Consider the following 23,143-nt stretch of genomic DNA (forward strand, 5'->3'; position numbering starts at 1 on the left):
AAAGTGTACGGTTCGGATAAACAGGTTTTGTAACTTATTTTCCGCCTGTCGCCTTTCTAGAATAGCGTCTCTCATTGTCCTGACTTCGAGCTGACCATGCCTGGCCCACGCCGTTTCCCCTTGCCATTGATCGCTGCCTTTTTTGCCCTGTACGTCATCTGGGGGTCGACCTACCTGGTGATTCGCATCGGTGTGGAGCATTGGCCGCCGCTGCTGCTGGCCGGGATTCGTTTCGTGATCGCCGGCTCGCTGATGTACGGTTTCCTGCGCTGGCGCGGGGCGCCGGCACCGACCTGGGCGCAGTGGAAGGCGGGGGCTGTGATCGGCGTGTTGTTGCTCAGCTTCGGCAATGGCGCGGTCAGTGTCGCCGAGCACACGGGCGTGGCGTCCGGGGTGGCGGCGCTGGCCGTGGCGACGGTGCCGTTGTTTACCTTGCTCTGCGGATATTTCTGGGGCGCCCGTAACACCCGTCTGGAGTGGGCGGGGATTGTGCTGGGGTTGATCGGCATTGCCATGCTCAACCTGGGTTCCAACCTGCAATCGAGCCCGCTGGGCGCGACCTTGCTGCTGTTCGCGGCGGCGTCCTGGGCCTTCGGCTCTGTATTGAGCAAGCACCTGCCGCTGCCGGCGGGGGCGATGGCCAGTGCCGTGGAAATGCTGGTGGGCGGTGTGGTGCTGTTGATCGGCAGCGTGGCCAGTGGCGAACACCTGGACAGCATTCCGCCGCTGGAAGGCTGGATCGCCCTGGCCTACCTGACCTGCTTCGGTTCGATCATTGCCTTCAACGCCTACATGTACCTGCTCAAGCACGTACGTCCGGCGGCGGCCACCAGCTATGCCTACGTCAACCCGGCGGTAGCGGTGTTGCTGGGCATTGTGTTCGCGGGTGAAACCATTGGCATCGAGGAGGCCCTGGCGATGTTGGTGATCATCAGTGCCGTGGTGTTGATCGGTTTGCCCCAATGGCGCAAACCCAAGCCTGCGCCGGCCGAATCCTGATTTAGGGTAAACTGCCGCGCATTGCACACCTTGCGCTGATTTTTCCTACGGTACTTCCATGACTTTCGCCACCCTTGGCCTGATCGAACCCTTGCTGCGCGCCCTTGAGACGCTCGGCTACCAGACCCCGACCCCGGTGCAGGCTCAAGCCATGCCGGCGGTGCTGGCCGGTCGCGACCTGATGGCCGCGGCCCAGACCGGCACCGGCAAAACCGCCGGTTTCGCCGTGCCGCTGTTGCAGTTGCTGACCACCGAAGGGCCCAAGGTCAGTGCCAACTCGGTACGGGCGCTGATTCTGGTGCCGACCCGTGAACTGGCCGAGCAGGTTCACGAAAGCGTGCGCCAATACGCGCAAAACCTGCCGTTGAGCACCTATGCAGTGTACGGCGGCGTCAGCATCAACCCGCAGATGATGAAGCTGCGCAAAGGGGTTGATCTGCTGGTCGCCACGCCGGGACGCTTGCTCGACCTGTTCCGCCAGAACGCGCTGAAGTTCAACCAGCTGCAGACCCTGGTGCTGGACGAAGCCGACCGCATGCTCGACCTGGGCTTCTCCGAGGAGCTGGCGAATATCTACAAAGCGCTGCCGAAGAAGCACCAGACGCTGCTGTTCTCGGCAACGTTCTCCGACGCGATCCGCTTGCTGGCCGGGCAAATGCTCAACGATCCGCTGAGCATCGAAGTGAGCCCGCGCAATGTGGCCGCCAACACCGTCAAGCAATGGGTGGTGACGGTGGACAAGAAGCGCAAGCCAGAGTTGTTTGTGCACCTGATGCGCAAGAACAAGTGGAAACAGGTGCTGGTCTTTGCCAAGACCCGCAACGGTGTCGATGCGCTGGTGGACAAACTCCAGGGCATGGGCGTCAATGCCGACGGCATCCACGGCGATAAACCCCAGGCCACCCGCCAGCGGGCGCTGGACCGTTTCAAGGCCAGTGAGATCCAGATCCTGGTGGCCACCGACGTCGCCGCGCGTGGACTGGATATCGAAGACTTGCCGCTGGTGGTGAATTTCGATTTGCCGATAGTCGCTGAGGATTACATCCACCGTATCGGTCGTACTGGCCGGGCGGGTTCCACCGGGGAAGCGATTTCCCTGGTCTGCGCCGATGAAGTGAATCTGCTGTCAGCCATCGAAACCCTGACCCGTCAGACGTTGCCACGGCAGATGGAACAGGACTTCGAGCCTGAGCATCGGGTGCCGGACACCGATGCCAGCGGCCAGGTCATCAAGAAGCCGAAAAAGCCGAAGAAACCGAAAGCCTCGGGCGGTGGCGGCAAGCGCAACCTGGGCAAGTGGGTCGACAGCGGCGACGCCTCGCCCATGGAGCCTTCGGTCAAGCCTGTGCGCAAAGTCCCGGTGTTCAATACCGGGCCGCGTAAGCGTAAGCCTTGATCTCAAAGGTCTCCTGAGACCTGTAGGAGCTGACGAGTGCAACGAGGCTGCGATCTTTTCCCAGACCATTGAGTCATGAGCGAAAGATCAAAAGATCGCAGCCTCGTTGCACTCGTCAGCTCCTACGAATCAACCATTCAAGAATTCCAACATCCCTAGGCCAGCCGCCCGGCCGCTGGCAAAGCAGGCCGTGAGCAAATAGCCGCCGGTCGGTGCTTCCCAGTCGAGCATTTCCCCGGCACAGAACACGCCAGGTATCTGCTTGAGCATCAGGCGTTCGTCGAGGGCTTGGAAGGTCACGCCACCGGCACTGCTGATGGCTTCGTCCAGCGGGCGGGTTTTTACCAGGGTGATGGGCAAGGCCTTGATTGCCTTGGCCAGCCGCGCCGGGTCGGCGAAGCAATCGGCAGGTGTTTGCTCGCGCAACAGCGCAGCCTTGACCCCATCGATCCCCAATTGACTGTGCAGGTGCTTGGCCACCGAGCGTGAACCGCGAGGCTTGCTCAACGCTTGCTGGATCTTGTCCAGCGGCCGGCCCGGCAGCAGGTCCAGATGGATCGTCGCGCTACCGTGCTGGTTGATGGCTTCGCGAATCGGCGCCGACAGGGCATAGATCAGACTGCCTTCGATACCGGTAGCGGTGATCACGCATTCGCCGAGGCGCGGCTTGTCATCGTTCAGGCCGATGGCGACATTTTTCAGCGGGGCACCGGCGAATTTGTTGACCATCAGATCGCTCCAGGCCTGCACGTCGAATCCACAATTGCTCGACTGCAGTGGCGCCAGGGCTACGCCGCGCTGTTCCAGGGGCAGCATCCAGGCACCGTCCGACCCCAGGCGTGACCAGCTACCGCCGCCCAGGGCCAGCAGCGTCGCGTTGGGCTGCAACGCCTTTTCACCGTCGGGGGAGGCCATTTTCAAGCTGCCGTCCGGGTTCCAGCCAAGCCAGCGATGGCGGGTGTGGATCACCACGCCGGCATCGCGCAGCCGCTTGAGCCAAGCGCGCAGCAGCGGGGCGGCTTTCATGTCGGTCGGAAATACTCGTCCGGAACTGCCGACAAAGGTATCGATGCCCAATCCGTGAATCCATTCGCATAACTCCTGCGCACCGAATGCCCGCAGCAGCGGGGCGATATTGGGCGCGCGCTCGCCGTAGCGGGACAGGAACGGTGAGAAGTCCTCCGAGTGGGTGATGTTCATGCCGCCGACACCGGCCAGCAGGAATTTTCTGCCCACTGAGGGCATGCCGTCGTACAGGTTGACCTGTATCCCGGCCTGGCTCAACACCTCGGCCGCCATCAGGCCGGCAGGGCCGCCGCCGATGATGGCGATGTTCGGGGTATGGGGGCGGGCGGTTGGGGTCATGGCGTGAGCTACGGAGGACGGGAATAAGCGGGGCATTCTATCAGCACAGATCCCTGTGGGAGCGAGCCTGCTCGCGATAGCGATCTGTCAGCCAACATCCATGCAAGCTGATCCGCGGCTATCGCGAGCAGGCTCGCTCCCACAGGGAGGGCGGTGATTCTTAGAGCGCTAATGTGTAACTCACGATCAGACGGGTCTCATCCAGGTCATTGCCAAAGTTCGAACGAACCGTCGCGTTCCTGAGTTTGACCCCGAGATTCTTCAATGAACCACTTTGGATCACGTAACCGATGTCGGTATCGCGCTCCCACTCTTTACCCGTGTTACTGCCTGCGACTTGGGCATTGTCGCCGTTGACATAACGCGTCATGAAGGTGAGCCCGGGGATGCCCAGCGCGGCGAAGTTGTAGTCATAGCGCAGTTGCCATGAGCGCTCCTGGGTGTTGGCGAAATCGTTGATCTGTACGAAGTTGACGAGGTAGGGGTCACTGTTGGCGATGTAGGGGAACGGATCGTCTCCGCTCATGCGCTGATAGGCGGCCGTGAACACGTTGGCGCCCAGGGTGTAGGAAACCAGCCCGTTCGCTGCCCGGTTATCGAGGGGGCGGAAGTGACCATCGTCGGTACTCTTCGAATAGCGCAGATCGAACTTCAGCGACTGTTGTTCGGCGAGGGGAATTTCATAGACGACGCCGCCAAAGAACTGCCGATAGACATTTTCCAGGTTGCCATAGAATAAACTTGTGCTGAGGGTTTTGTTGAAACTGTAAGTACCACCGGCAAAGCGGAAGTCATCACTGACACCGCCGATGCGGTTACCGGTGAAGTCCTGATAGTTGGAGGAACTGTTGAATTTTATTTGTTCCAGCTTGCCCCCTTGCAGGACCCACTGATCAATGTCGCTGGACGTCAGTAGCGCGCCTTCGAAAGTCGACGGCAACAGGCGCGTGTCATTGCTCGATACCACGGGCGTGCGGAAGGCGAGAGAGCCGACTTTCAAAACAGTTTGCGAAACTTTCGCCTTGGCGGTGAGTTCGAGTTTGGAATATTCGTCCTGTGAGCCGCGGCCGTTTTTCGAACCCAGGTCAGCCGGCAACAGGCCCGTGCCACCGGACCCATCACCGCCGTCAAGCTTGAGGCCGAGCATGCCAACGGCGTCGATGCCCAGGCCCACGGTGCCGGCGGTATACCCCGACTCCAGGCGCATCATGATGCCCTGCGCCCATTCTTTTGCCGCGTCACGCTGGGCCGTGGGTGGGCCGTTGCGAAAGTCGCGATCAAAGTAGAAGTTGCGCAGTTCTACACTGGCCTTACTGTCGGCAATAAAATCGGCAGATGCCGCCAATGGAAAAACCAACGCGCAGGTACCCGCCACCGCAAAAGCCTTGTTGATCAACATGCTCTTTATGCTCCAGATAACGCCAGATTGAGGGTGTGTGTTTTATCGTTAGTGTCTATGCAACATGACATCGAACATTTTTTGCGGGCAGCACGCGGCAACCGGGTTATTCACCCGTTGCGCGTGTTATCTGCGTAAGAAAAACGTTTGGATCAGTGAGCGGTTTCGATGCGGCCGATGATCGAGCCGGCTTCGAAATAGGCGCCTGCCTGTTCAGCAATCCGCACCTTGCCGTCAGCAGGGGCCAGGATCGATGTTTCCATTTTCATCGCTTCGATAACGGCGACCACTTGACCGGCGTTCACCGCTTCGCCGTCTTCGACGACCCAGGTATGCAGATTGCCCGCGACCGAGGTGCGTAGCGCGTGTGGATCATCCCACTCGCTTGGGGCCGTGCGTTCGCCCGCCGTGGCCGGGGCGTTCAGGCTCAAGCCGCGCAACAGCTCGGCCGGCAGGCCCAGTTCGTGGCGCTTGCCGTCGATTTCGACGAACGTGCGCAGCACCCCAGGGTCGGCCGACATGGCGTTGCGTGGTGCGAGGGTGATCTGGTCAGCGAAGTCAGTTTCGATCCAGCGCGTATGCACGGCAAATCGACCCGCGCCCGTGAAGTCGTCATGGTCCATCACGGCCCGGTGAAATGGCAGTACCGAGGCGATACCCTCGATATTGAATTCGGCCAGGGCGCGCCGGGCGCGCACGATCGCCTGCTCGCGGGTGGCGCCCGTGACAATCAGTTTGGCCATCATCGAATCGAAGGTGCTGGGCACTTGCGAACCGCTGGTCACGCCGCTGTCCAGGCGTACGCCCGGGCCGGAGGGTGGCTGGAAGGCGGTGATGTGTCCGGGGGTCGGCATGAAACCCTTGCCTGCGTCTTCGGCGTTGATGCGAAATTCGAAGCTGTGGCCGCGCGGTGTGGGCGTTTGGCTGAAGGACAACGGCAAACCATCGGCGATGCGCAGTTGCTCGATCACCAGGTCGACGCCGGTGGTTTCTTCGGTTACCGGATGCTCGACCTGCAACCGCGTGTTGACCTCCAGAAACGACAGCGTGCCATCCTGACTGAGCAGGAACTCCACCGTGCCGGCACCGACGTAACCGGCCTTGGCGCAGATATCGTGGGCGGCCTGATGAATGCGCTGGCGCTGTTCTTCGCTGATAAAAGGCGCTGGCGCTTCCTCCACCAGTTTCTGGTTGCGTCGTTGCAGCGAACAATCCCGGGTCCCTACCACGACCACCTTGCCGTGTTTGTCAGCCAGGATCTGCGCTTCGATATGCCGAGGGCGGTCGAGGAACTGTTCGACGAAACATTCGCCACGACCAAAGGCCGCTTCGGCTTCGCGCACGGCCGAGGCGAACAGCTCGGCGACCTCGTCCATGCGCCAGGCGACTTTCATCCCGCGCCCGCCGCCGCCGAAGGCGGCCTTGATGGCAATCGGCAGGCCATGTTGCTCGGCAAAGGCCAGCACCTGGGCTGCGCCTTCGACCGGTCCTGGCGTACCGGCTACCAGGGGGGCGCCGACCTGTTGGGCCAGTTTTCGCGCCTGGACCTTATCCCCCAGCACATCGATGGTTTCCGGGTTGGGGCCGACCCAGATCAGCCCCGCGTCGATTACTGCCCGGGCGAAATCGGCCCGCTCCGACAGAAAACCATAACCCGGGTGCACGGCGTCGGCGCCGCTGCGTTTGGCGACAGCAAGCAGTTTGCCGATATCGAGATAGGTTTCGGCCGGACGCTGACCGTTCAGTGAATAGGCTTCGTCAGCCTGGCGCACGTGCAGGGCATCGATGTCTGCGTCGGCGTAGACGGCGACAGATTGCACGCCGTAGTCGCGGCAGGCGCGGGCGATGCGTACGGCAATTTCACCACGGTTGGCGATCAATAATTTTTTCATGGGATTTTCTTCGCATCGGCAGTTGGAAAAGAAGCAGCTGTGCTGGGTTGAATCTCGTGGAATTCATCCAGTGGGTTGAAGCGAATCTGCGCGTTGACCGGTATTTGTCCGGCCAGATCCAGATGATGGCTGGCCACCACGGCGATCACCGGATAGCCGCCGGTCAATGGGTGGTCCGCCAGGAACAGCACGGGTTGGCCGCTGGCCGGAACCTGGATGGCGCCCACGCAGGTGCCTTCGCTGGGCAACTCCTGGTGATTGCTGCGCGTCAGCGGCGTTTCCCCGGCCAGACGAATGCCGACCCGATTGGATTGCGCGCTGACCCGCCAGAGTTGGCTGCTCAGGCGCTCGATGGCGTCCTCGGTAAACCAGTCGGTGCGGGGGCCCATGACCACGTCGAGGGTGACGATGTCGCTTGCCGTTGGCAGTTCAAAGGCCGGCGCTTCGTTCAGCGATACGCTGGTGCCCGTGCCGAGTGTTGCAAAACCCAGGCGGTCGCCGGCGGCCAGGGCAGGGGGGCCGACTTGGGCCAGGGTGTCCGTGGACAGGCTGCCGAGCACGGGCGTGACGTCAAACCCGCCGCGAATCGCCAGGTAGCTGCGCAGCCCCGCCTTGGGTGAACCGAGGCTGACGCGATCGCCCTCGTCCAATTCGATGGGCTGATAGTTGGGTGCTTGCCATTGCAGGCCGCCGGCCGTGGTGATACTGACCGGGGTCTGGGCGCCGGTGACAGCGATCACGGTGCGGCCATGGCAGACAACACTCAAACCGCCGAGTAGCGCTTCGATGCAGGCCATGTCCGAGCGGTTGCCCACGGCGCGGTTGGCCGCTCGCAGGGCACTCAGGTCCAGCGCCCCGGATTTGGACACGCCTTGGCTGGTCTGGCCGGGACGCCCCAAGTCCTGCAGGACGCTGTGCAGTCCGGGGGTGATGATTTCCAGGCAGGCGCCGCTGTGTGGGGCGGCGCGTGTCGGCGGGGTGGGCGCAGGCAAACCGCCGGCCGGAAGAGGGCCGGCATCGGTAAAGCGAACCTTGTAACCGGGGCGTAACAACGCCGGTTCATCGCGGTTCAGGTCCCACATGCGTGAGGGCGTAACCCCGATGATCTGCCAGCCGCCGGGGCTGGCTTGCGGATAGACGCCGCTGAACTCACCGGCCAGGGCCACGGCGCCGGCGGGGATGCGGGTGCGCGGGGTTTGCCGGCGCGGCACCTGGAAGCCGGCACCGTCGGTGAGGTAGGCGAAGCCTGGGGCAAAACCGCAGAAGGCCACGGTGTAGTCATGGGCGGTGTGGCGGCGGACCACCTCGTCGCGGCTCAGGCCCAGCAAAGTGGCGACTTCGTCGAGGTCTTCACCCGTGTAGTGCACAGGGATTTCCACTCGACGATGTTCGTGCGCGCGGCGCTGGCTCAAATCCTGGACAGCGATACGGTTAACCAGCGCTTGGCGTTCGATGGCGCTGGGGCGGAACTCGATCAGCAACGTTCGAGCGGCGGGAATGATGTGCTCCACACCGGCAATGGGCTCGGCCATCAGGGTGTCGTACAACGCCAGGGTCTCGTCGAGGTCTTTCAATTCGACGAGCAGGGCGTCCAGGTTGACCGGTAGAAAACGCACGGGAGACTCCTAGACGTGGTAGGTGCTGTCAGGCACATCGGTGATGAACATATGGCCCGGCGAATGGGTGATGGCGAAGGGCACGCCCGACGCCATGACCGCTGCCTGGGGAGTCACGCCGCAGGCCCAGAACACCGGAATCTCACCGGGTTCGATGCGTACGGCGTCGCCGAAATCGGGGCGCGCCAGGTCCTGGATGCCGAGCAGCGCCGGTTCGCCGATGTGCACTGGGGCGCCATGGACCGAAGGATAACGCCCGGAAATACTCGCTGCCTGCGCTACACGATCGGCCGGGATCGGGCGCATGGACACCACCATTTCACCGTGCAGACGTCCGGCCGGGCGGCAGGCACGGTTGGTCCGGTACATCGGCACATTGCAGCCATCGGTGATATGCCGCACGTCGATACCGGCCTCTTGCAGGGCGGTTTCAAAGGTGAAGCTGCAACCGATCAAAAAGGCCACCATATCGTCGTGTTCAGCCCAGGCCTGAGTGGCATCGCTGACTTCCTCGGCCAGCTTTCCATCACGCCAGATGCGGTACAGCGGGATGTCAGTGCGCAGGTCGGCCCCTTCAGCCAGCAGCGTACTCGGGCTGCCGGCGTCGCTGACGTCAAGGATCGGGCAGGCTTTGGGATTGCGCTGGGCGTACAGCAGGAAGTCGTACGCCCAGGCGCGCGGCAGGGCGATCAGGTTGGCCTGGGTCATGCCCGGCGCGATACCCGCCGTGGGGGCGATCAGGCCGTTACGGTAAGTCGCGCGTGCATCCCGGGCAGCGGCAATCGCCGCCTGGCGGGCGAGATCCAGGGCATTCATGAGTGTGCTCCGGCAAAGGGCAGCAAGGACATGTGCGCCTGTTCCAATACCCGGCGCAGCTCGCGGGCCATTTCCACAGCAGCGGGACTGTCGCCATGGACGCAGATCGAATCGGCTTGGATTCGGGTCAGGCTGCCATCGATGGCTTCGACAGTGCCGTCTTCCACCAGGCGCAGCATGCGTTGGGCCACGAGCTTGGGATCGTGCAGCACGGCCCCGGGTTCGCGTCGCGAGACCAACGTGCCCTGGGGTGTGTAGGCGCGGTCAGCGAAGGCTTCGGCGACACACTGCAAGCCCTCGTTACGGGCCAGTTCGATCAGGCTGGAACCGGCCAGGGCCACCAGTATCAGAGTCGGGTCGACAGCGCGGATGGCTTCGATCACCGCCAGCGCCTGCCGGCGATCGTGGGCAATGGTGTTGTACAAGGCTCCGTGGGGTTTTACGTAGCGCACCGACGTGCCGGCGGCCTTGGCCAGGCCCTGCAGCGCGCCGATCTGGTAGATCACGTCGGCAGTCAGCTCATCGCTGGCCACGTCCATGTTGCGTCGACCAAAGCCCACTTTGTCCGGGTAAGCGACATGGGCACCGATGGTGACATTTTTTGCCGCCGCCGCTTTCAGTGTCCGCAAGATGCCGGCCGGGTCGCCGGCGTGGAAACCGCAGGCGACATTGGCGCTGGTCACGACATCGAGCATCGCGGCATCGTCGCCCATGCTCCATGCGCCAAAGCTTTCGCCCAGGTCACTGTTGAGATCAATATTTGGCATGAGAGTGGCTCCTTTGTTTCTATCGGGCTCAGACCACGTTGAGGAAGGCGAAGATCGGCCCAACGGATTTGAACGCCATGTACCAGGTCAACACGCTGGTCAGCGCGCCGAGCACCAGCAGCCAACGTGGATAATGGTAGCCGCCCATCAAGTCCGACCGGCGCCAGCCAACGTAGATGAAGATGCTCAGGCCGATGGGCAGTATCAGGCCGTTGAACCCACCCGCAAAAAGTAACAGCGCGGCGGGGGCGGTGCCCATCAGGGTGAAGATCAGCAGCGACAGGGCGATGAACACAGTGGTGGCGCGGTTTCGGCCTTTTTCAGTGATGTTCGGCTTGAACACGGTGATGAAGGACATGGAGGTGTAGGCGGCACCGATCACGCTGGTAATACTGGCGGCCCAGAGAATCAGGCCGAACACGCGCAGGCCGAACTGCCCTGCCGCGGCCTGGAAGGCTTGCGCCGCGGGATTTGCGCCTTGACCGGAGGTGTCGATGACGACGCCACTGGCCACAACGCCGAGGATGGCCAGAAACAGGATGTAGCGCATGACGCCGGTGACCATGATGCCGCTCAAGGCGGCCTTGGACACGGCCTGAAGATTCTCTTCCCCGGTGGTGCCTCGATCCAGCAGGCGGTGAGCCCCTGCGTAGGTGATGTAACCGCCGACCGTGCCCCCGACAATGGTGGTGATGGTGGCGAAGTTGATCTGGTCTGGAAGCACGGTCTGGTACAGGGCTTCGCCCAGTGGCGGGTTGGAGGCGAAGGCGACGAACAGGGTCAGGGTGATCATCACCAGGCCCAGCACGACGATCAGCCGGTCGACGGCAATCCCTGCACGGTGGGAGGAGAAAATGCCGATGGCCAGCAGGGCGCTCAGACCACCGCCCCATTTTGCATCCAGGCCCATCAGGGCATTGAGCCCCAGTCCGGCACCGGCGATGTTGCCGACGTTGAAGACCAGGCCGCCGAAGATCACCAGGACTGCCAGCAGGTAGCCGCTCCCCGGAATCGCCCGGTTGGCCAGGTCGGCCGCGCGCATCCGGGTCAGCGAAACAATTCGCCAGACATTCAGTTGAACGACGAAGTCGATCAGGATCGAGGCCAGGATACCGAAGGCGAACGCCGCGCCGATGTTTGCCGTAAAGGTCGCGGTCTGGGTAATGAAGCCAGGGCCGATGGCGGAGGTCGCCATCATGAAGATTGCGGCGATCAGGGAAGAGCGTCGCGCCTTTGTGAACTCATGAGCGATCTGTGTCACGGCATCATTCCTACGGTGGGAGATGATGAGTGTTGAGCAACGAACATGCCAAAACCCAGGAATCTGGTTGAAAGTGTTGATCCATACCTATTGGATCGTTGAACAATCATGATCGTGGAAGGCTACAATCTGCACCGAATTGTAACCTTGTCACTCGTGCGTGTTACTTAATGATGCACGCAGGCCCCTGGCTTCTTGCCTTGCACCAAGCTCTCGTGGAACATCGTGGCTTTCTCTTATCCTGGATTGCACATGAACGACGTTTCACCTTCCCTTCCTCGCTCGCTGGGAGAGTCCATCACCCAGGAAGTCCGCAGAATGCTGGTCGAAGGTGAACTGGTTCCGGGTCAACGACTGTCCGAAGCGGCCCTGGCCGAAAGCCTGCAGATTTCCCGCAACACCTTGAGGGAAGCGTTCAGGGTCCTTACCCGTGAGGGGTTGCTCAAGCATGAACCCAATCGCGGGGTGAGCGTGGCGGTGCCCGATATGGCGTCGATCATCGACATCTATCGTGTCCGCCGCTTTATCGAATGCAAGGCCATTGCCCAGGGTTACCCGCTGCATCCGGGAACACTGCATATGCGTGAGGCGGTGGAGGCGGGCATGCGCGCCCGTGAAGTCAAGGACTGGAAGGCTGTCGGCACCGCCAACATGATGTTCCACAAGGCGATCGTCGAACTCGCCGACAGCCCGCGATTGGTGGTGTTCTACGGTCAGATATCTGCCGAGCTGCGGCTGGCGTTCGGCCTGCTCAAAGATCCGGAGTTCCTGCATATGCCCTATGTCGATATGAACGTTTCAATCCTGCGCTGTATCGAAGAGGGGCAATCAGCGGAGGCAACCCGGTTGCTCGAAGCCTATCTGGTGCAGTCGGAGCGTACCGTCCTGGCCGCTTACGAGCGCAGTCTGAACCGGTAGCGCCCCACGAGCGCGACGAACGCCTCGCCAGCAAAGGCAAGCCTGTCGATAATTGATACCTGGCGCGGCCGCGTGGCTCATTCGATCATGGTGGACACATCGTCGGTGTCTCCACCTTGATTCCGGCAGCGGCCGTGGGCCGTTTATTTGGGCGTGGCGATTTCGCTTGAGTAGGCGTTGGGGCATGGAGAGGAAGGAAATGGAGCCGATACTGGAACTGCAAAGCGCGCGGCTGATACTGCGCCAGTGGCGCGACGCGGACTTGCCGGAGTTTGCCGCCATGTCTGCCGATGCGCAGGTGATGCGTTATTTTCCGGCGCCCCTGAGCCGCCTGGAAAGCGCCGCGCTGATCGGGCGCGTGCGGGGCCATTTTGCCGAGCATGGTTTTGGTTTGTGGGCCCTGCAGCGCAAGGACACCGGGGCCTTCATTGGCTTTACCGGCTTGGGCGTGGTCGGGTTCGACGCGCACTTCACTCCGGCAGTCGAGATCGGCTGGCGTCTGGCCCGGGAGCATTGGGGCTTGGGTTATGCCAGCGAAGCCGCATGGACGGCCCTGCGGTGTGCGTTCGATCGCCTCGGGCTGGAGGAGGTGGTGGCGTTCACCGCCGTCGATAACCTGCCATCGCAGAAAGTCATGCAAGCGATCGGCATGCAGCATGACCCGGCCGATGACTTCGAACACCCAAAGCTCGCCGTCGGTCATCCATTGCGTCAACATGTGCTCTATCGCATCAACCGTGAACAGTGGCTACAGACCCTGCACGGTTAGCCGACACGGACGTTTACAATGCCCGCCACAATGGCCCGGGCCAACAATCGATCCACCGTCGCAGCACCGGCTGCGCGGTTGAGCTGTGTGAGGAAAGTCTGAATGAGCCACGTGTTGGAAGATCTGGTCGACCTGCTGACCCTGGAACCCATCGAAGAGAACCTGTTTCGCGGTCGCAGCCAGGACCTGGGGTTCCGCCAGTTGTTCGGCGGCCAGGTGCTGGGCCAGTCACTGTCGGCGGCCAGCCAGACCGTTGAAGAGGCCCGTCATGTGCATTCGATGCACGGTTATTTCCTGCGCCCAGGCGATGCGGCCTTGCCGGTGGTCTACCAGGTGGACCGGGTGCGTGACGGTGGCAGTTTCAGCACTCGCCGGGTCACGGCGATCCAGAAAGGCCACCCGATTTTCACATGCAGCGCTTCGTTTCAATACGACGAGCAGGGTTTCGAGCACCAGAACTCCATGCCCCAGGTGGTAGGGCCGGAGAACCTACCTTCGGAGCTGGAACTGACCCAGCAGCGGGCGCACCTGCTGCCCGAACACATGCGGGAAAAACTGCTGTGCCCCAAACCGATCGAGGTGCGCCCGGTCACCGAGAAAGATCCCTACAATCCGCAGCCGGCCGATCCGGTCAAGTACGTATGGTTCCGGGCCGATGGTGCCCTGGCGGACTCGCCGGCCCTGCATAAATACCTGCTGGCCTACGCCTCGGACTTCGGTCTGCTGACCACCTCGATGCTGCCCCACGGCAAGTCGGTCTGGCAAAAGGACATGCAGGTTGCCAGCCTCGACCATGCCTTGTGGTTCCACGCCGACCTGCGCGCCGATGACTGGTTGCTCTATGCGATGGACAGTCCGTGGGCCGGCAATTCCCGTGGGTTCTCCCGTGGCAGCGTGTTCAATCGCGCCGGACAGTTGGTGGCGTCGGTGACCCAGGAAGGCCTGATCCGTCACCGCAAGGACTGGGCATGAGCCTGGCCGATGTGCGCCACTGGGTGTTCGACATGGACGGTACGCTGACTATCGCCGTGCATGATTTTGCGGCGATCCGCGTGGCGCTGGCGATCCCGGCCGAAGACGACATTCTGACCCACTTGGCGGCGTTGCCGGCTGACGAAGCCGCCGCCAAGCATGCCTGGCTGCTGGAACACGAGCGGGACCTGGCGCTGGGCTCCAGGCCTGCGCCGGGGGCGGTCGAGCTGGTGCGCGAACTGGCGGGGCGCGGCTATCGCCTGGGGATTCTGACCCGTAACGCCCGCGAGTTGGCCCATGTAACCCTGCAGGCTATCGGTTTGGCCGACTGTTTCGCCGTGGAGGATGTGCTGGGCCGTGACGAAGCGCCGCCCAAACCTCATCCAGGCGGTCTGTTGAAACTGGCCGAGGCCTGGAGTGTGGCGCCCGAAGCGATGGTGATGGTGGGCGACTACCGTTTCGACCTGGACTGCGGCCGTGCGGCGGGCACGCGGACGGTATTGGTGAACCTGCCGGACAATCCGTGGCCGGAGCTGGCGGACTGGCATGCGCGCGACTGTGGGGAGTTGCGGCGGATGCTGTCGGCTTGAAAGTTATGTTGGCTGATAGATAGCTATCGCGAGCAGGCTCGCTCCCACAAGGGAATCTGTGTCGATCAAAAATTTGTGCCCACCGCAGATCTATTGTGGGAGCGAGCCTGCTCGCGATGAGGCCCTGTCTACCACTGCAGGACTCACTGACCGAACAGAACCCTCTGCCCCTGCGCCGAATTGAACATGCCATCCCCATCATGCCCTACCCCGGGGACTTCGATCAGCCGCTGGTTCAGCCCTTCAGGATGACGCCGGGTCAGGTAGTCGAAAAAGAACTGCCCGCGCAGTAACCGATACGCCCCTTGGGTCTGCGCTTCGCAGCCTTTATCCAGCGCTGGGTGCTCAGGGTCGATGTCCTGTTGCCCAAGCAGATAAACGATGTCGCGTTTGATGTAGTTATCTTCCAGTTGAGCGGGCGTTTGCCCGGCGGCATAGGCGGGCAGGTTCTGCAGGCCGTACTTCCAATGGTTGAAGCCGGGACAACCGGCCGGGTCGAAGGCCATGGGGCGCTGCGCGTCGAAATAGGCATAGGAGGACGGGTTGGCGATGACGAATCTGGGTGTGATCCGGGTTTGGCCGCGAGCGAGCAAGGCGTAGCGCTGCGCGACCTGCGCACCGCCGGAATGGCCCGCGATGACGATCTCTTTCACCTCGGGAAACTGCTGCCGGTCACTGACCCGGGCGACGATGTCGTCGAGGACCTGAAAGGAACTGACCGCCTTGGGGCCCGTGGATAAGCCGCCGGCCATCCAGTCGTTGCCCTGCCAGCGCAAGAGGTCATTGGACAACTGATGGCGGGCAACGTCATGTTCGTTGAGAAACTGCGGGGCGATGATCAGGGTCGTGGTCAGTTGACCGGCGTGTGCGGCGGCTTTTTCGGCGCTGTGCAGATACGTCTGGGCGTTGCGCAGCCGGCCATGGAGGATGATCAACACGCGCTGGATAGACGCCGGGGGCGGACTCACGCCGACCACCATGGCGCCGCCCTTGAGCTGCAGTCGCCCTTGAGCGACCACGCCCACGCCCTGTTCGTTTGCCTGGGTAAAGGTGCAGCACAGCAGCAGGCTGAGGAGGGCACCCCACTTCATTACAGATTTTTCGCCGCGAAGGTGTCGCATTGGCTGACTTGACCCTGGGCAAACCCGGTCTTGAACCAGCGAACCCGTTGCGCCGAGGTGCCGTGGGTAAAGGAGTCCGGCACCACCCGGCCCTGGCCCTGCTGCTGGAGGCGGTCATCACCGATGGCGTTGGCGGCGGTCAAGGCCTCTTCGACGTCCCCCGGCTCCAGCCAGTTCAGGCGCTTCTGCGCATGGTTGGCCCAGACGCCCGCCAGGCAGTCGGCCTGTAATTCCTGACGTACCAGCAAGCCACCATCGCCTTCCATCTGGCGACCTTGACGGCGAGCCTCCTGGATTTTTGCCGACACCCCGAGCAGTGTCTGGACGTGATGTCCGACTTCATGGGCGATGACGTAGGCCTGGGCGAAATCCCCGGCGGCGGCGAACCGTTGGGACATTTCCTGGAAGAAACTCATGTCCAGGTAGACCTGTTTATCGGCCGGGCAATAGAACGGGCCGGTGGCTGATGAAGCGAGGCCGCAAGCCGAGTTGACCCGGCCGCTGAACAGCACCAGTTTGGGTTGCTGGTACTGGCGCCCGGCCTGCTGGAAGACCTGGCCCCAGGTGTCTTCGGTATCACCGAGGATTGAGCGCACGAACTCGGCCTGTTCATCGTTCGCGGGCGGCGCTTGCCGGGTCTGGGAGGAGGCAGGGGCCGAAGTCTGGTCCATCTGCCCGGCCAGTTGCCCGAGAATCTGCATGGGGTCCTGGCCGGTGATCCAGCCGATGCCGACGATCAGGACAATGGCCGTCAGGCTCAGCCCCTTGCCGCCGCCGAAACGCATCCCGCCGCCGCCCCCACCGTCCCCGCGGGCGTCCACCACGTTGTCACTGCGGCGACCTTTTTTCCATAACATGTGGGAAATCCTCTGATTGACCGTGTGAAGAGTGTTGCTGCTGAGTGGGGTTGCCGCCAGTTAACGGACAGACATTCGCAGTGAGTCTAGCTTTTGAAGGCGCAGGGTGTACGCCTGAGCTCTCAGGCAATCGCCACGGGTTTTGGTTCATCGGTCAACATTGAATGTCGGGTTCCAGAATTTGCATTACACTTCGCATATTTTGGAATCGACGTCTCTCATCTGGATTTTTCATGGCCGGCAGTCAAATCGAACGGGTGTTCAATGTGCTGGAATGTCTTGCCAGCGATCCCCACGGCTGGGCTCTGCAAGGGTTGGCCGAACACTTACAGATTCCCAAGAGCGCCACGCACCGCCTGCTTGCCGAACTGACGCGCCTGGGTTACGTGCGCCAGAACCCCGAGAACCTGCGTTATCACTTGTCGACCCGCCTGGTCGCCCTGGGCTTTCGCTACCTGTCGCGCAGCGGTGCCGATATCGTGCAGCCGGTGCTCGATCGCCTGGCTCGGGAAAGCGGTGAACTGGTGCGCCTGGGCGTGATCGAGGGTGATCGCCAGACCTGGATTGCCAAGTCCCAGGGCGCCCGGTCCGGGTTGCGCTACGACCCCGACATGGGCCGCGAGGCGCCGTTGGTCTATACCGCGTCGGGCCATGCCTGGCTGGCGTGCATGAGCGACGCCCAGGCGCTGTCGCTGGTGGACCGCCAGGCCCTGGAAATGCCGGCGGACGTGGGCCCCAACGCGCCGCGCAGCAGCGTTGAATTGCTTCAGTACCTGCGCCAGGCCCGTGAGCAGGGCTATGCCTGTGTCGAGGAAAGTTCGGCGGTCGGCACCTCAGCCATTGCTGCCGTGGTGCGTCATCCGCTGGATGGCCGGGTCTTGGGGGTGCTCAGCATTGCCGGGCCCACCGCACGGATGACGCGAGCGAGGCTGCATGAGCTGGCGCCGACCTTGCTTGCGTTTACCGAGGAATTGTCACAAGCCAGCCAGGCATCGGAGTTGTTCAGCTGAATTTTCAGTCGCAGATACCGGCTCCTCTACATCAAGCAGCGCAGGATTTTTACATGACCGTCAGCACCCCGCTTTCCGGCGTCAATCAGGCCTTCAAGGGCATCCTGCTGATACTCTGCGCGACGTTCCTGTTCTCCAGCCATGACGCTTTGTCCAAATATCTTTCGGGGTTCTATCCGATCATCATGGTGGTGTGGGCGCGTTATCTGGTGCACACGCTGTTGATGGCGGGGATTTTCCTGCCGCGCTCCGGGCTGCGCGTGCTGCGTACCAAGCGGCCGTTATGGCAGTTGGCGCGTGCGTTGTGCCTGTTGGGCACCAGCCTGTTTTTCACCACGGCGCTGCTCTACATCCCGTTGGCGGAGGCGACGGCGGTCAACTTCCTCGCGCCCGTGCTAGTCACTGCATTGTCGGTGCCTTTATTGGGTGAACACGTGACGCGCGGCCAGTGGATCGCGGTGATCTTCGGTTTTATCGGGGTGTTGATCATTGTCCATCCGGGCGGTGAGCTGTTCACGCCGGCGGTGTTGTTGCCGTTCTGTTCGGCACTGTTTTTCTGTTTCTATCAACTGCTCACTCGCAAACTCAGCGAGATCGACAGCCCCACCACCAGCAATTTCTTCGCCGGCCTGTGCAACACATTGGTGATGAGCGCCCTGGTACCGTTCTTTTGGCAGGTGCCGAGTCTGTTGCATGGGGCGATGATGCTTGCACTCGGGGCGTGCGGGATGACGGCGCACCTGATGTTGACCCAGGCCTTCCGCTTCGCCGCCCCGGCGCTGCTGGCGCCATTCGGGTATTGCCAGATCGTCTTTGCCGGCCTGCTCGGCTGGTTGCTGTTCAGCCATACGCCGACGCTGACCACGGTGTTCGGCATCGTGCTGATCTGCCTCAGCGGGTTGGCGGCGGCGTGGCAACAGCGGCGGAGCTAACGCGGACCGTGGTGGGATCGATTGTGGGAGCAAGCCTTGCTCCCACAGGGGGATGAGTCCCGGGCTGACGGGTATCAGCTTTCCAGCGTCGGCACCTTGCGCGGTGCCATGAAGTACAACCAGATCAGGGCAATGAAGTACATCGCCGGGATCAGGGTGAACAGTACGGTGTAGTTGTTGTTGGTCACTGTGAGGATGTGGCCCACCAATTGGGTCATGAACATCCCGCCGACGGCGGCGCACATGCCGCCGAAGCCGAACACTGTACTCATCATGTGTTTGGGCGTGTAGTCCATCACCAGGCTCCAGATATTGGCGGTCCAGGCCTGGTGCGCGCCGATGGCCAGGGAAATGGCAAACACTGCCATCCACAGGTTGCTGGCGCCGGCGGCCATGATCACGCCGATGATGCAGCAGGCGAACAGCAACATGGAAATCAGCCGGGCCTTGATCGGATTCAGGCCGCGACCGATCAGGAAGGAAGACAGAATCCCGCCGCCCACGCTGCCGAAATCGGCGGTGAGGTAAATGATGATCAGCGGGATGCCCATCTGGGTCACGTTGATGCCCAGGTTGTATTGCTGGTTCAGGAACGGCGGCAACCAGTAGAGGTAGAACCAGAACACCGGTGCCGTGATCGAGTAGGCCAGGGCGAACGCCCAGGTGCCCCGCATGCGCAAGATACGGGAGAACGGCACGCGGACCTGATCGGGTTCGTCCTGGGCCTGGATGTAGTCCAGTTCCGCCTGTTTGACGCTGGGATGATCTTCCGGGTTGAAGTATTTCAGGCCCCAGAACACCAGCCAGATCCCGCCCAGCGCAGCCATGCACAGGAACGCCGCCTGCCAGCCCCACACCTGCAGGACCAGCGGCAGCAGCATTGGGGTGAACATCGCGCCAACGTTGGTTCCGGCGTTGAAAATACCGGTCGCCACGGCCCGTTCACCGGCCGGGAACCATAGCCGTGTGGTCTTCACGCAGGCCGGGTAGTTGGCCGCTTCGGTCAGGCCCAGAATGAAGCGGCAGACCATGAAGCCCACCGCCGACGTGGCCAGGCCATGGGCACCGGTCGCCAGGCTCCAGAGCAGTACGGCGCAGAAGAAGACACGCTTGACGCCGATCCGGTCGATCAGTCGGCCTTGCAGCACGAAACCGATGGCATAGCCGACCTGGAACCAGAAGTTGATGTTGGCGTAATCCATCGCCGTCCAGCTCATTTCCTTGGCGAGGATGGGCTGCATCACGCCCAGTGCGGCGCGGTCGATGTAGTTCAGGGTGGTGGCGAAAAATACCAGGGCGAGCATGCCCCAACGGGTTTTGCCCACGGCCAGGGCGCCGCGGATCTTGTCACCGACGCCAGCGGTCGTGGCACTCAGGACGGGGGGCAGGCGGGAGCTTTGGGAAGGAATCATAACGTGTACCCGTTCTTGAAATTCTTATGGTGTGGTCTGGGGCTGTCCAAAGAGGCCGACGATCAGGGCGGCTTCAATGAGGGGGCCGATGGTGCGCAGTGAGCAAAAAATCGTCAATTCGCTGATCGGGCATTGCGTTCGATAATCGCCCAAAAAACTAACCGAATAGTACATATTAAATTGCTGAAACAAACCTTCAGCTCAATAATCGGCTCACTCTTTCAAAAGCGGCACACCTGTGTGTAGCCGATGCCTGTCCCGGGAGCCGAAGTCATGCAGCGTTCCATTGCCACCGTGTCCTTGAGCGGTACCCTGCCGGAGAAACTTGAAGCCATTGCCGCCGCCGGTTTCGACGGTGTGGAAATCTTCGAGAACGACCTTCTCTATTACGATGGCAGCCCTCGGGAAATCAGGCAGATGTGCGCCGACCTGGGCATCGCCATCACACTGTTCCAGCCGTTTCGGGACTTTGAAGGTTGCCGTCGCGAACGCCTTGCGCGCAATCTGGAGCGGGCCGAGCGCAAGTTCGACCTGATGCAGGAGCTGGGCACCGACCTGGTGCTGGTGTGCAGTAACGCCTCGGCCGACAGCCTGGGTGATGAGCAGATTCTGGTGGATGACCTGCGATTGCTGGCCGAACGAGCCGGTGCGCGAGGCTTGCGCATCGGTTACGAGGCGCTGGCCTGGGGCCGACACGTCAATACTTATCAACAGGTCTGGAACATCGTGCGCCAGGCCGACCACCCCAACCTGGGTGTGTTGCTCGACAGCTTCCATACCTTGTCTCTCAAGGGCGATTCGAGTGCGATTGCCCAGATTCCCGGCGACAAGATTTTCTTCGTGCAAATGGCCGATGCGCCGATCCTGGCGATGGATGTCCTGGAATGGAGCCGGCACTTCCGTTGCTTCCCAGGCCAGGGCGAGTTCGATTTGCCGGGCTTTTTGGCACCGATCATCAAGAGTGGCTACACCGGGCCACTGTCGCTGGAGATTTTCAACGACGGTTTTCGCGCCGCGCCACCACGGGCCAATGCCGCCGACGGCCTGCGTTCATTGCTGTATCTGGAAGAGAAGACCCGCCAGCGGCTGGCCGAAGAGGCCGAGCCGGCGAGCCATGCTGACATCCTGTTCGCCACACCGCCGGCCAGCGAATACAACGGTATCGAGTTCCTTGAGTTTGCAGTGGACGACAACCTTGGCGCGAAGCTGTCCCATTGGCTGGAGCGGCTGGGGTTCGTCAAGGCCGGCCAGCATCGCTCCAAGAACGTGAGCCTGCTGCGCCAGGGCGATATCAACCTGATCCTCAATTGCGAGCCCTATTCTTTTGCCCACAGCTTTTTCGAAGCTCACGGGCCGTCCCTATGCGCCACCGCCGTGCGGGTCAAAAACAGCGCCAGCGCCCTGGAACGGGCCGTGGCCTACAAGGGTCAGCCTTATCGCGGCCTGGTGGGGCCCAACGAACTGGAGTTGGCGGCGGTGCGTGCACCGGATGGCAGTCTGATTTATCTGGTGGATCAGGACGCCGACGTCTACGGCACCGATTTCAACCTGCAACCGGGCGCTGTCATCGGTGCCGGACTCAAGCGTATCGACCACATGGCGATGGCACTGCCGGCCGATAGCCTCGACAGCTGGGTGCTGTTCTACAAGAGCCTGCTGGATTTCGAAGCCGACGACGAAGTGGTGTTGCCCGATCCGTATGGCCTGGTAAAGAGTCGCGCCCTGCGTAGCCGTTGCAGTTCGATCCGCTTACCGCTCAATATTTCCGAGAACCGTAACACCGCGATCTCCCATGCGCTGTCCAGTTATCGCGGCTCCGGGGTGCACCACATCGCCTTCGACTGCGATGACATCTTTGCCCAGGTCAGCCGCGCCAAAGAAGCCGGCGTGCCGCTGCTGGACATTCCGCTCAACTATTACGATGACCTCGCGGCGCGTTTCGATTTCGATGATGAGTTTCTCAGCGAGCTGGCGTATTTCAACGTGTTGTACGACCGAGATGCCCAGGGCGGTGAGTTGTTTCACGTCTACACCGAGCCGTTCGAAGGGCGCTTCTTCTTTGAAATCATCCAGCGCAAGAACGGCTATGCCGGCTACGGCGCCGCCAATGTCGCGGTGCGGCTGGCGGCCATGGCCAAGTCCCGCAGCGGTGGCTTGCGGCACGCCAAGTTGTAGGGAAATCGTAAATGCGGCGGTAAAGGGCAACCCCGTGGCTTGGCTTGACTGCGCGGTGCGGCCCATAATCGCCAACCTGTGCAGTGATGGCCGTGAGCCCCGCGATGACTATGAATTCAGAGCTTTCCGCAGACCTCGACGAACCTGTCGTCGAGCCGCGCAAGAGTCGCAAGAACAACCCGGAGAAAACCCGGGAAAACATTCTTCAGGAAGCCATCGTCGAGTTCGTCCAGCAGGGCCTGTCCGGCGCTCGGGTCGACGCCATTGCTGAGCGCATCCACACCTCCAAGCGCATGATCTACTACTACTTCGGCAGCAAGGAGCAGTTGTACGTCGAGGTGCTGGAAAAACTCTACGGCGATATCCGCAACACTGAGAGCCGCCTGCACTTGGCGGAACTGGCCCCGGTCGATGCGATCCGGCGCCTGGTGGAATTCACCTTCGACCACCATGATCGCAATGTGGATTTCGTGCGCATCGTCTGCATCGAAAACATTCACAACGCCGAGTACGTCAAGCAATCGGGCGCCATCAAGGCGATGACCAATACCATCCTTGATTCCCTGGGCGTGATCCTGCGCCGAGGTGCCGAAGAGGGGGTGTTCCGCGCCGGCCTCGAACCGCTGGATGTGCATCTGCTGATCAGTTCTTTCTGCTTTTACCGCGTGTCCAATCGCCACACACTCGGTGAGATTTTTCAGATCGATTTGCCGGACGAAGCGATCAAGCAGCGTCATCGCCAGATGATTTGTGAGTCGGTGTTGCGGTATCTGCAGGCCTGACTCTGAACCTAATGTGGGAGCGGGCTTGCTCGCGAATGCGGTGTGTCAGTCACATATTGGCTTACTGACCCAGCGCATTCGCGAGCAAGCCCGC

The 23,143-nt window shown here is 61.8% G+C and carries 20 protein-coding genes; 10 read left to right on the plus strand and 10 right to left on the minus strand.

Features of this window, described 5'->3' with window-relative positions:
• Positions 1-96: 96 nt before the first annotated feature.
• Both yedA and BMY45_RS23660 read left to right on the plus strand, forming a co-directional pair.
• Positions 97-999, plus strand: a complete 903-nt coding sequence (gene yedA / locus BMY45_RS23655) for a drug/metabolite exporter YedA (RefSeq protein ID WP_092402258.1) — start codon at positions 97-99, stop codon at positions 997-999.
• Positions 1,000-1,057: 58 nt separating this feature from the next.
• The gene (locus tag BMY45_RS23660) at positions 1,058-2,395 is read left to right on the plus strand and encodes an RNA helicase RhlE1 (RefSeq protein WP_092402261.1); all 1,338 of its coding nucleotides are present in this window, start codon (positions 1,058-1,060) and stop codon (positions 2,393-2,395) included.
• A gap of 129 nt (positions 2,396-2,524) precedes the next feature.
• Here BMY45_RS23660 and BMY45_RS23665 read toward each other — a convergent pair whose 3' ends face one another.
• The 7 genes from BMY45_RS23665 to BMY45_RS23695 all read right to left on the minus strand — a co-directional run bounded on the left by BMY45_RS23665 (position 2,525) and on the right by BMY45_RS23695 (position 11,511).
• Positions 2,525-3,760, minus strand: a complete 1,236-nt coding sequence (locus tag BMY45_RS23665; RefSeq protein WP_092402264.1) for a TIGR03862 family flavoprotein — start codon at positions 3,758-3,760, stop codon at positions 2,525-2,527.
• A gap of 160 nt (positions 3,761-3,920) precedes the next feature.
• Complete coding sequence (locus BMY45_RS23670) at positions 3,921-5,159, minus strand: OprD family porin (RefSeq protein ID WP_092402267.1); 1,239 nt, start codon at positions 5,157-5,159, stop codon at positions 3,921-3,923.
• Between the two features lie 152 nt (positions 5,160-5,311).
• Positions 5,312-7,051 (minus strand): acetyl/propionyl/methylcrotonyl-CoA carboxylase subunit alpha, encoded by a 1,740-nt coding sequence (locus BMY45_RS23675; RefSeq protein ID WP_092402270.1) that lies wholly within the window; start codon positions 7,049-7,051, stop codon positions 5,312-5,314.
• Positions 7,048-8,667 carry a 5-oxoprolinase subunit B/C family protein gene (locus BMY45_RS23680; protein ID WP_092402273.1) on the minus strand — a complete coding sequence of 540 codons (1,620 nt, stop codon included), beginning with the start codon at positions 8,665-8,667 and terminating at the stop codon, positions 7,048-7,050. The genes BMY45_RS23675 and BMY45_RS23680 overlap by 4 nt, the downstream gene beginning before the upstream one ends.
• Positions 8,668-8,676: 9 nt before the next feature.
• Entirely contained in the window at positions 8,677-9,483 is an 807-nt protein-coding gene (locus BMY45_RS23685; protein WP_092402276.1) for a putative hydro-lyase, read from the minus strand.
• Positions 9,480-10,250 carry a LamB/YcsF family protein gene (locus tag BMY45_RS23690; protein WP_092402279.1) on the minus strand — a complete coding sequence of 257 codons (771 nt, stop codon included), beginning with the start codon at positions 10,248-10,250 and terminating at the stop codon, positions 9,480-9,482. The genes BMY45_RS23685 and BMY45_RS23690 overlap by 4 nt, the downstream gene beginning before the upstream one ends.
• Positions 10,251-10,278: 28 nt before the next feature.
• Positions 10,279-11,511, minus strand: coding sequence for an NRAMP family divalent metal transporter (locus BMY45_RS23695; RefSeq protein ID WP_092402282.1), 1,233 nt, complete (start codon positions 11,509-11,511; stop codon positions 10,279-10,281).
• Between the two features lie 252 nt (positions 11,512-11,763).
• On the opposite strand from BMY45_RS23695, the gene BMY45_RS23700 reads away from it, so the two are divergent.
• The 4 genes from BMY45_RS23700 (at position 11,764) to BMY45_RS23715 (ending at position 14,760) form a co-directional block, all read left to right on the plus strand.
• Positions 11,764-12,429, plus strand: a complete 666-nt coding sequence (locus BMY45_RS23700) for a GntR family transcriptional regulator (RefSeq protein ID WP_092402285.1) — start codon at positions 11,764-11,766, stop codon at positions 12,427-12,429.
• A 199-nt stretch (positions 12,430-12,628) separates the two neighbouring features.
• Complete coding sequence (locus BMY45_RS23705; protein ID WP_092402288.1) at positions 12,629-13,198, plus strand: GNAT family N-acetyltransferase; 570 nt, start codon at positions 12,629-12,631, stop codon at positions 13,196-13,198.
• Between the two features lie 102 nt (positions 13,199-13,300).
• Positions 13,301-14,170 carry an acyl-CoA thioesterase II gene (gene tesB / locus BMY45_RS23710; protein WP_092402291.1) on the plus strand — a complete coding sequence of 290 codons (870 nt, stop codon included), beginning with the start codon at positions 13,301-13,303 and terminating at the stop codon, positions 14,168-14,170.
• On the plus strand, positions 14,167-14,760 hold the full coding sequence (locus BMY45_RS23715) for an HAD family hydrolase (RefSeq protein WP_092402294.1): 594 nt from the start codon (positions 14,167-14,169) through the stop codon (positions 14,758-14,760). The genes tesB and BMY45_RS23715 overlap by 4 nt, the downstream gene beginning before the upstream one ends.
• A 143-nt stretch (positions 14,761-14,903) precedes the next feature.
• On the opposite strand, the gene BMY45_RS23720 is transcribed toward BMY45_RS23715, so the two are convergent.
• Both BMY45_RS23720 and BMY45_RS23725 read right to left on the minus strand, forming a co-directional pair.
• Positions 14,904-15,851 carry an alpha/beta fold hydrolase gene (locus BMY45_RS23720; RefSeq protein ID WP_092402297.1) on the minus strand — a complete coding sequence of 316 codons (948 nt, stop codon included), beginning with the start codon at positions 15,849-15,851 and terminating at the stop codon, positions 14,904-14,906.
• Positions 15,851-16,738: a KPN_02809 family neutral zinc metallopeptidase gene (locus BMY45_RS23725; RefSeq protein WP_092402300.1), complete on the minus strand. Its 888-nt coding sequence runs from the start codon at positions 16,736-16,738 to the stop codon at positions 15,851-15,853. Before BMY45_RS23725 ends, BMY45_RS23720 begins: the two co-directional genes overlap by 1 nt.
• Before the next feature lie 233 nt (positions 16,739-16,971).
• Between BMY45_RS23725 and BMY45_RS23730 the strand changes: the two genes are divergently transcribed.
• Both BMY45_RS23730 and BMY45_RS23735 read left to right on the plus strand, forming a co-directional pair.
• Positions 16,972-17,748 carry an IclR family transcriptional regulator gene (locus BMY45_RS23730; protein WP_092402303.1) on the plus strand — a complete coding sequence of 259 codons (777 nt, stop codon included), beginning with the start codon at positions 16,972-16,974 and terminating at the stop codon, positions 17,746-17,748.
• A 53-nt stretch (positions 17,749-17,801) separates the two neighbouring features.
• Positions 17,802-18,680 (plus strand): DMT family transporter, encoded by an 879-nt coding sequence (locus BMY45_RS23735; RefSeq protein ID WP_092402306.1) that lies wholly within the window; start codon positions 17,802-17,804, stop codon positions 18,678-18,680.
• A 74-nt stretch (positions 18,681-18,754) separates the two neighbouring features.
• Here BMY45_RS23735 and BMY45_RS23740 read toward each other — a convergent pair whose 3' ends face one another.
• Positions 18,755-20,092: an MFS transporter gene (locus BMY45_RS23740; RefSeq protein ID WP_092402309.1), complete on the minus strand. Its 1,338-nt coding sequence runs from the start codon at positions 20,090-20,092 to the stop codon at positions 18,755-18,757.
• 273 nt (positions 20,093-20,365) lie between these two features.
• Here BMY45_RS23740 and quiC point away from each other — a divergent pair, with 273 nt between their 5' ends.
• Positions 20,366-22,267 (plus strand): 3-dehydroshikimate dehydratase QuiC, encoded by a 1,902-nt coding sequence (gene quiC, locus BMY45_RS23745; RefSeq protein WP_092402312.1) that lies wholly within the window; start codon positions 20,366-20,368, stop codon positions 22,265-22,267.
• A 104-nt stretch (positions 22,268-22,371) separates the two neighbouring features.
• Positions 22,372-23,049 carry a TetR/AcrR family transcriptional regulator gene (locus BMY45_RS23750; RefSeq protein ID WP_092402315.1) on the plus strand — a complete coding sequence of 226 codons (678 nt, stop codon included), beginning with the start codon at positions 22,372-22,374 and terminating at the stop codon, positions 23,047-23,049.
• The last annotated feature ends 94 nt before the right edge of the window (positions 23,050-23,143 follow it).

This window comes from Pseudomonas sp. NFACC39-1, from assembly GCF_900110355.1.
Lineage (GTDB): Bacteria > Pseudomonadota > Gammaproteobacteria > Pseudomonadales > Pseudomonadaceae > Aquipseudomonas > Aquipseudomonas tehranensis.

Bases quoted from the DNA above. Each gene is read 5' to 3' on its own strand.
- BMY45_RS23665 (WP_092402264.1), bottom strand. From the start codon at position 3,760: ATGACCCCAACCGCCCGCCCCCATACCCCGAACATCGCCATCATCGGC.
- BMY45_RS23725 (WP_092402300.1), bottom strand. From the start codon at position 16,738: ATGTTATGGAAAAAAGGTCGCCGCAGTGACAACGTGGTGGACGCCCGC.
- BMY45_RS23735 (WP_092402306.1), top strand. From the start codon at position 17,802: ATGACCGTCAGCACCCCGCTTTCCGGCGTCAATCAGGCCTTCAAGGGC.
- BMY45_RS23720 (WP_092402297.1), bottom strand. From the start codon at position 15,851: ATGAAGTGGGGTGCCCTCCTCAGCCTGCTGCTGTGCTGCACCTTTACC.
- BMY45_RS23750 (WP_092402315.1), top strand. From the start codon at position 22,372: ATGACTATGAATTCAGAGCTTTCCGCAGACCTCGACGAACCTGTCGTC.
- BMY45_RS23740 (WP_092402309.1), bottom strand. From the start codon at position 20,092: ATGATTCCTTCCCAAAGCTCCCGCCTGCCCCCCGTCCTGAGTGCCACG.
- quiC (WP_092402312.1), top strand. From the start codon at position 20,366: ATGCAGCGTTCCATTGCCACCGTGTCCTTGAGCGGTACCCTGCCGGAG.
- BMY45_RS23715 (WP_092402294.1), top strand. From the start codon at position 14,167: ATGAGCCTGGCCGATGTGCGCCACTGGGTGTTCGACATGGACGGTACG.
- BMY45_RS23660 (WP_092402261.1), top strand. From the start codon at position 1,058: ATGACTTTCGCCACCCTTGGCCTGATCGAACCCTTGCTGCGCGCCCTT.
- BMY45_RS23690 (WP_092402279.1), bottom strand. From the start codon at position 10,250: ATGCCAAATATTGATCTCAACAGTGACCTGGGCGAAAGCTTTGGCGCA.
- tesB (WP_092402291.1), top strand. From the start codon at position 13,301: ATGAGCCACGTGTTGGAAGATCTGGTCGACCTGCTGACCCTGGAACCC.
- BMY45_RS23670 (WP_092402267.1), bottom strand. From the start codon at position 5,159: ATGTTGATCAACAAGGCTTTTGCGGTGGCGGGTACCTGCGCGTTGGTT.
- yedA (WP_092402258.1), top strand. From the start codon at position 97: ATGCCTGGCCCACGCCGTTTCCCCTTGCCATTGATCGCTGCCTTTTTT.
- BMY45_RS23700 (WP_092402285.1), top strand. From the start codon at position 11,764: ATGAACGACGTTTCACCTTCCCTTCCTCGCTCGCTGGGAGAGTCCATC.
- BMY45_RS23675 (WP_092402270.1), bottom strand. From the start codon at position 7,051: ATGAAAAAATTATTGATCGCCAACCGTGGTGAAATTGCCGTACGCATC.
- BMY45_RS23705 (WP_092402288.1), top strand. From the start codon at position 12,629: ATGGAGCCGATACTGGAACTGCAAAGCGCGCGGCTGATACTGCGCCAG.
- BMY45_RS23685 (WP_092402276.1), bottom strand. From the start codon at position 9,483: ATGAATGCCCTGGATCTCGCCCGCCAGGCGGCGATTGCCGCTGCCCGG.
- BMY45_RS23730 (WP_092402303.1), top strand. From the start codon at position 16,972: ATGGCCGGCAGTCAAATCGAACGGGTGTTCAATGTGCTGGAATGTCTT.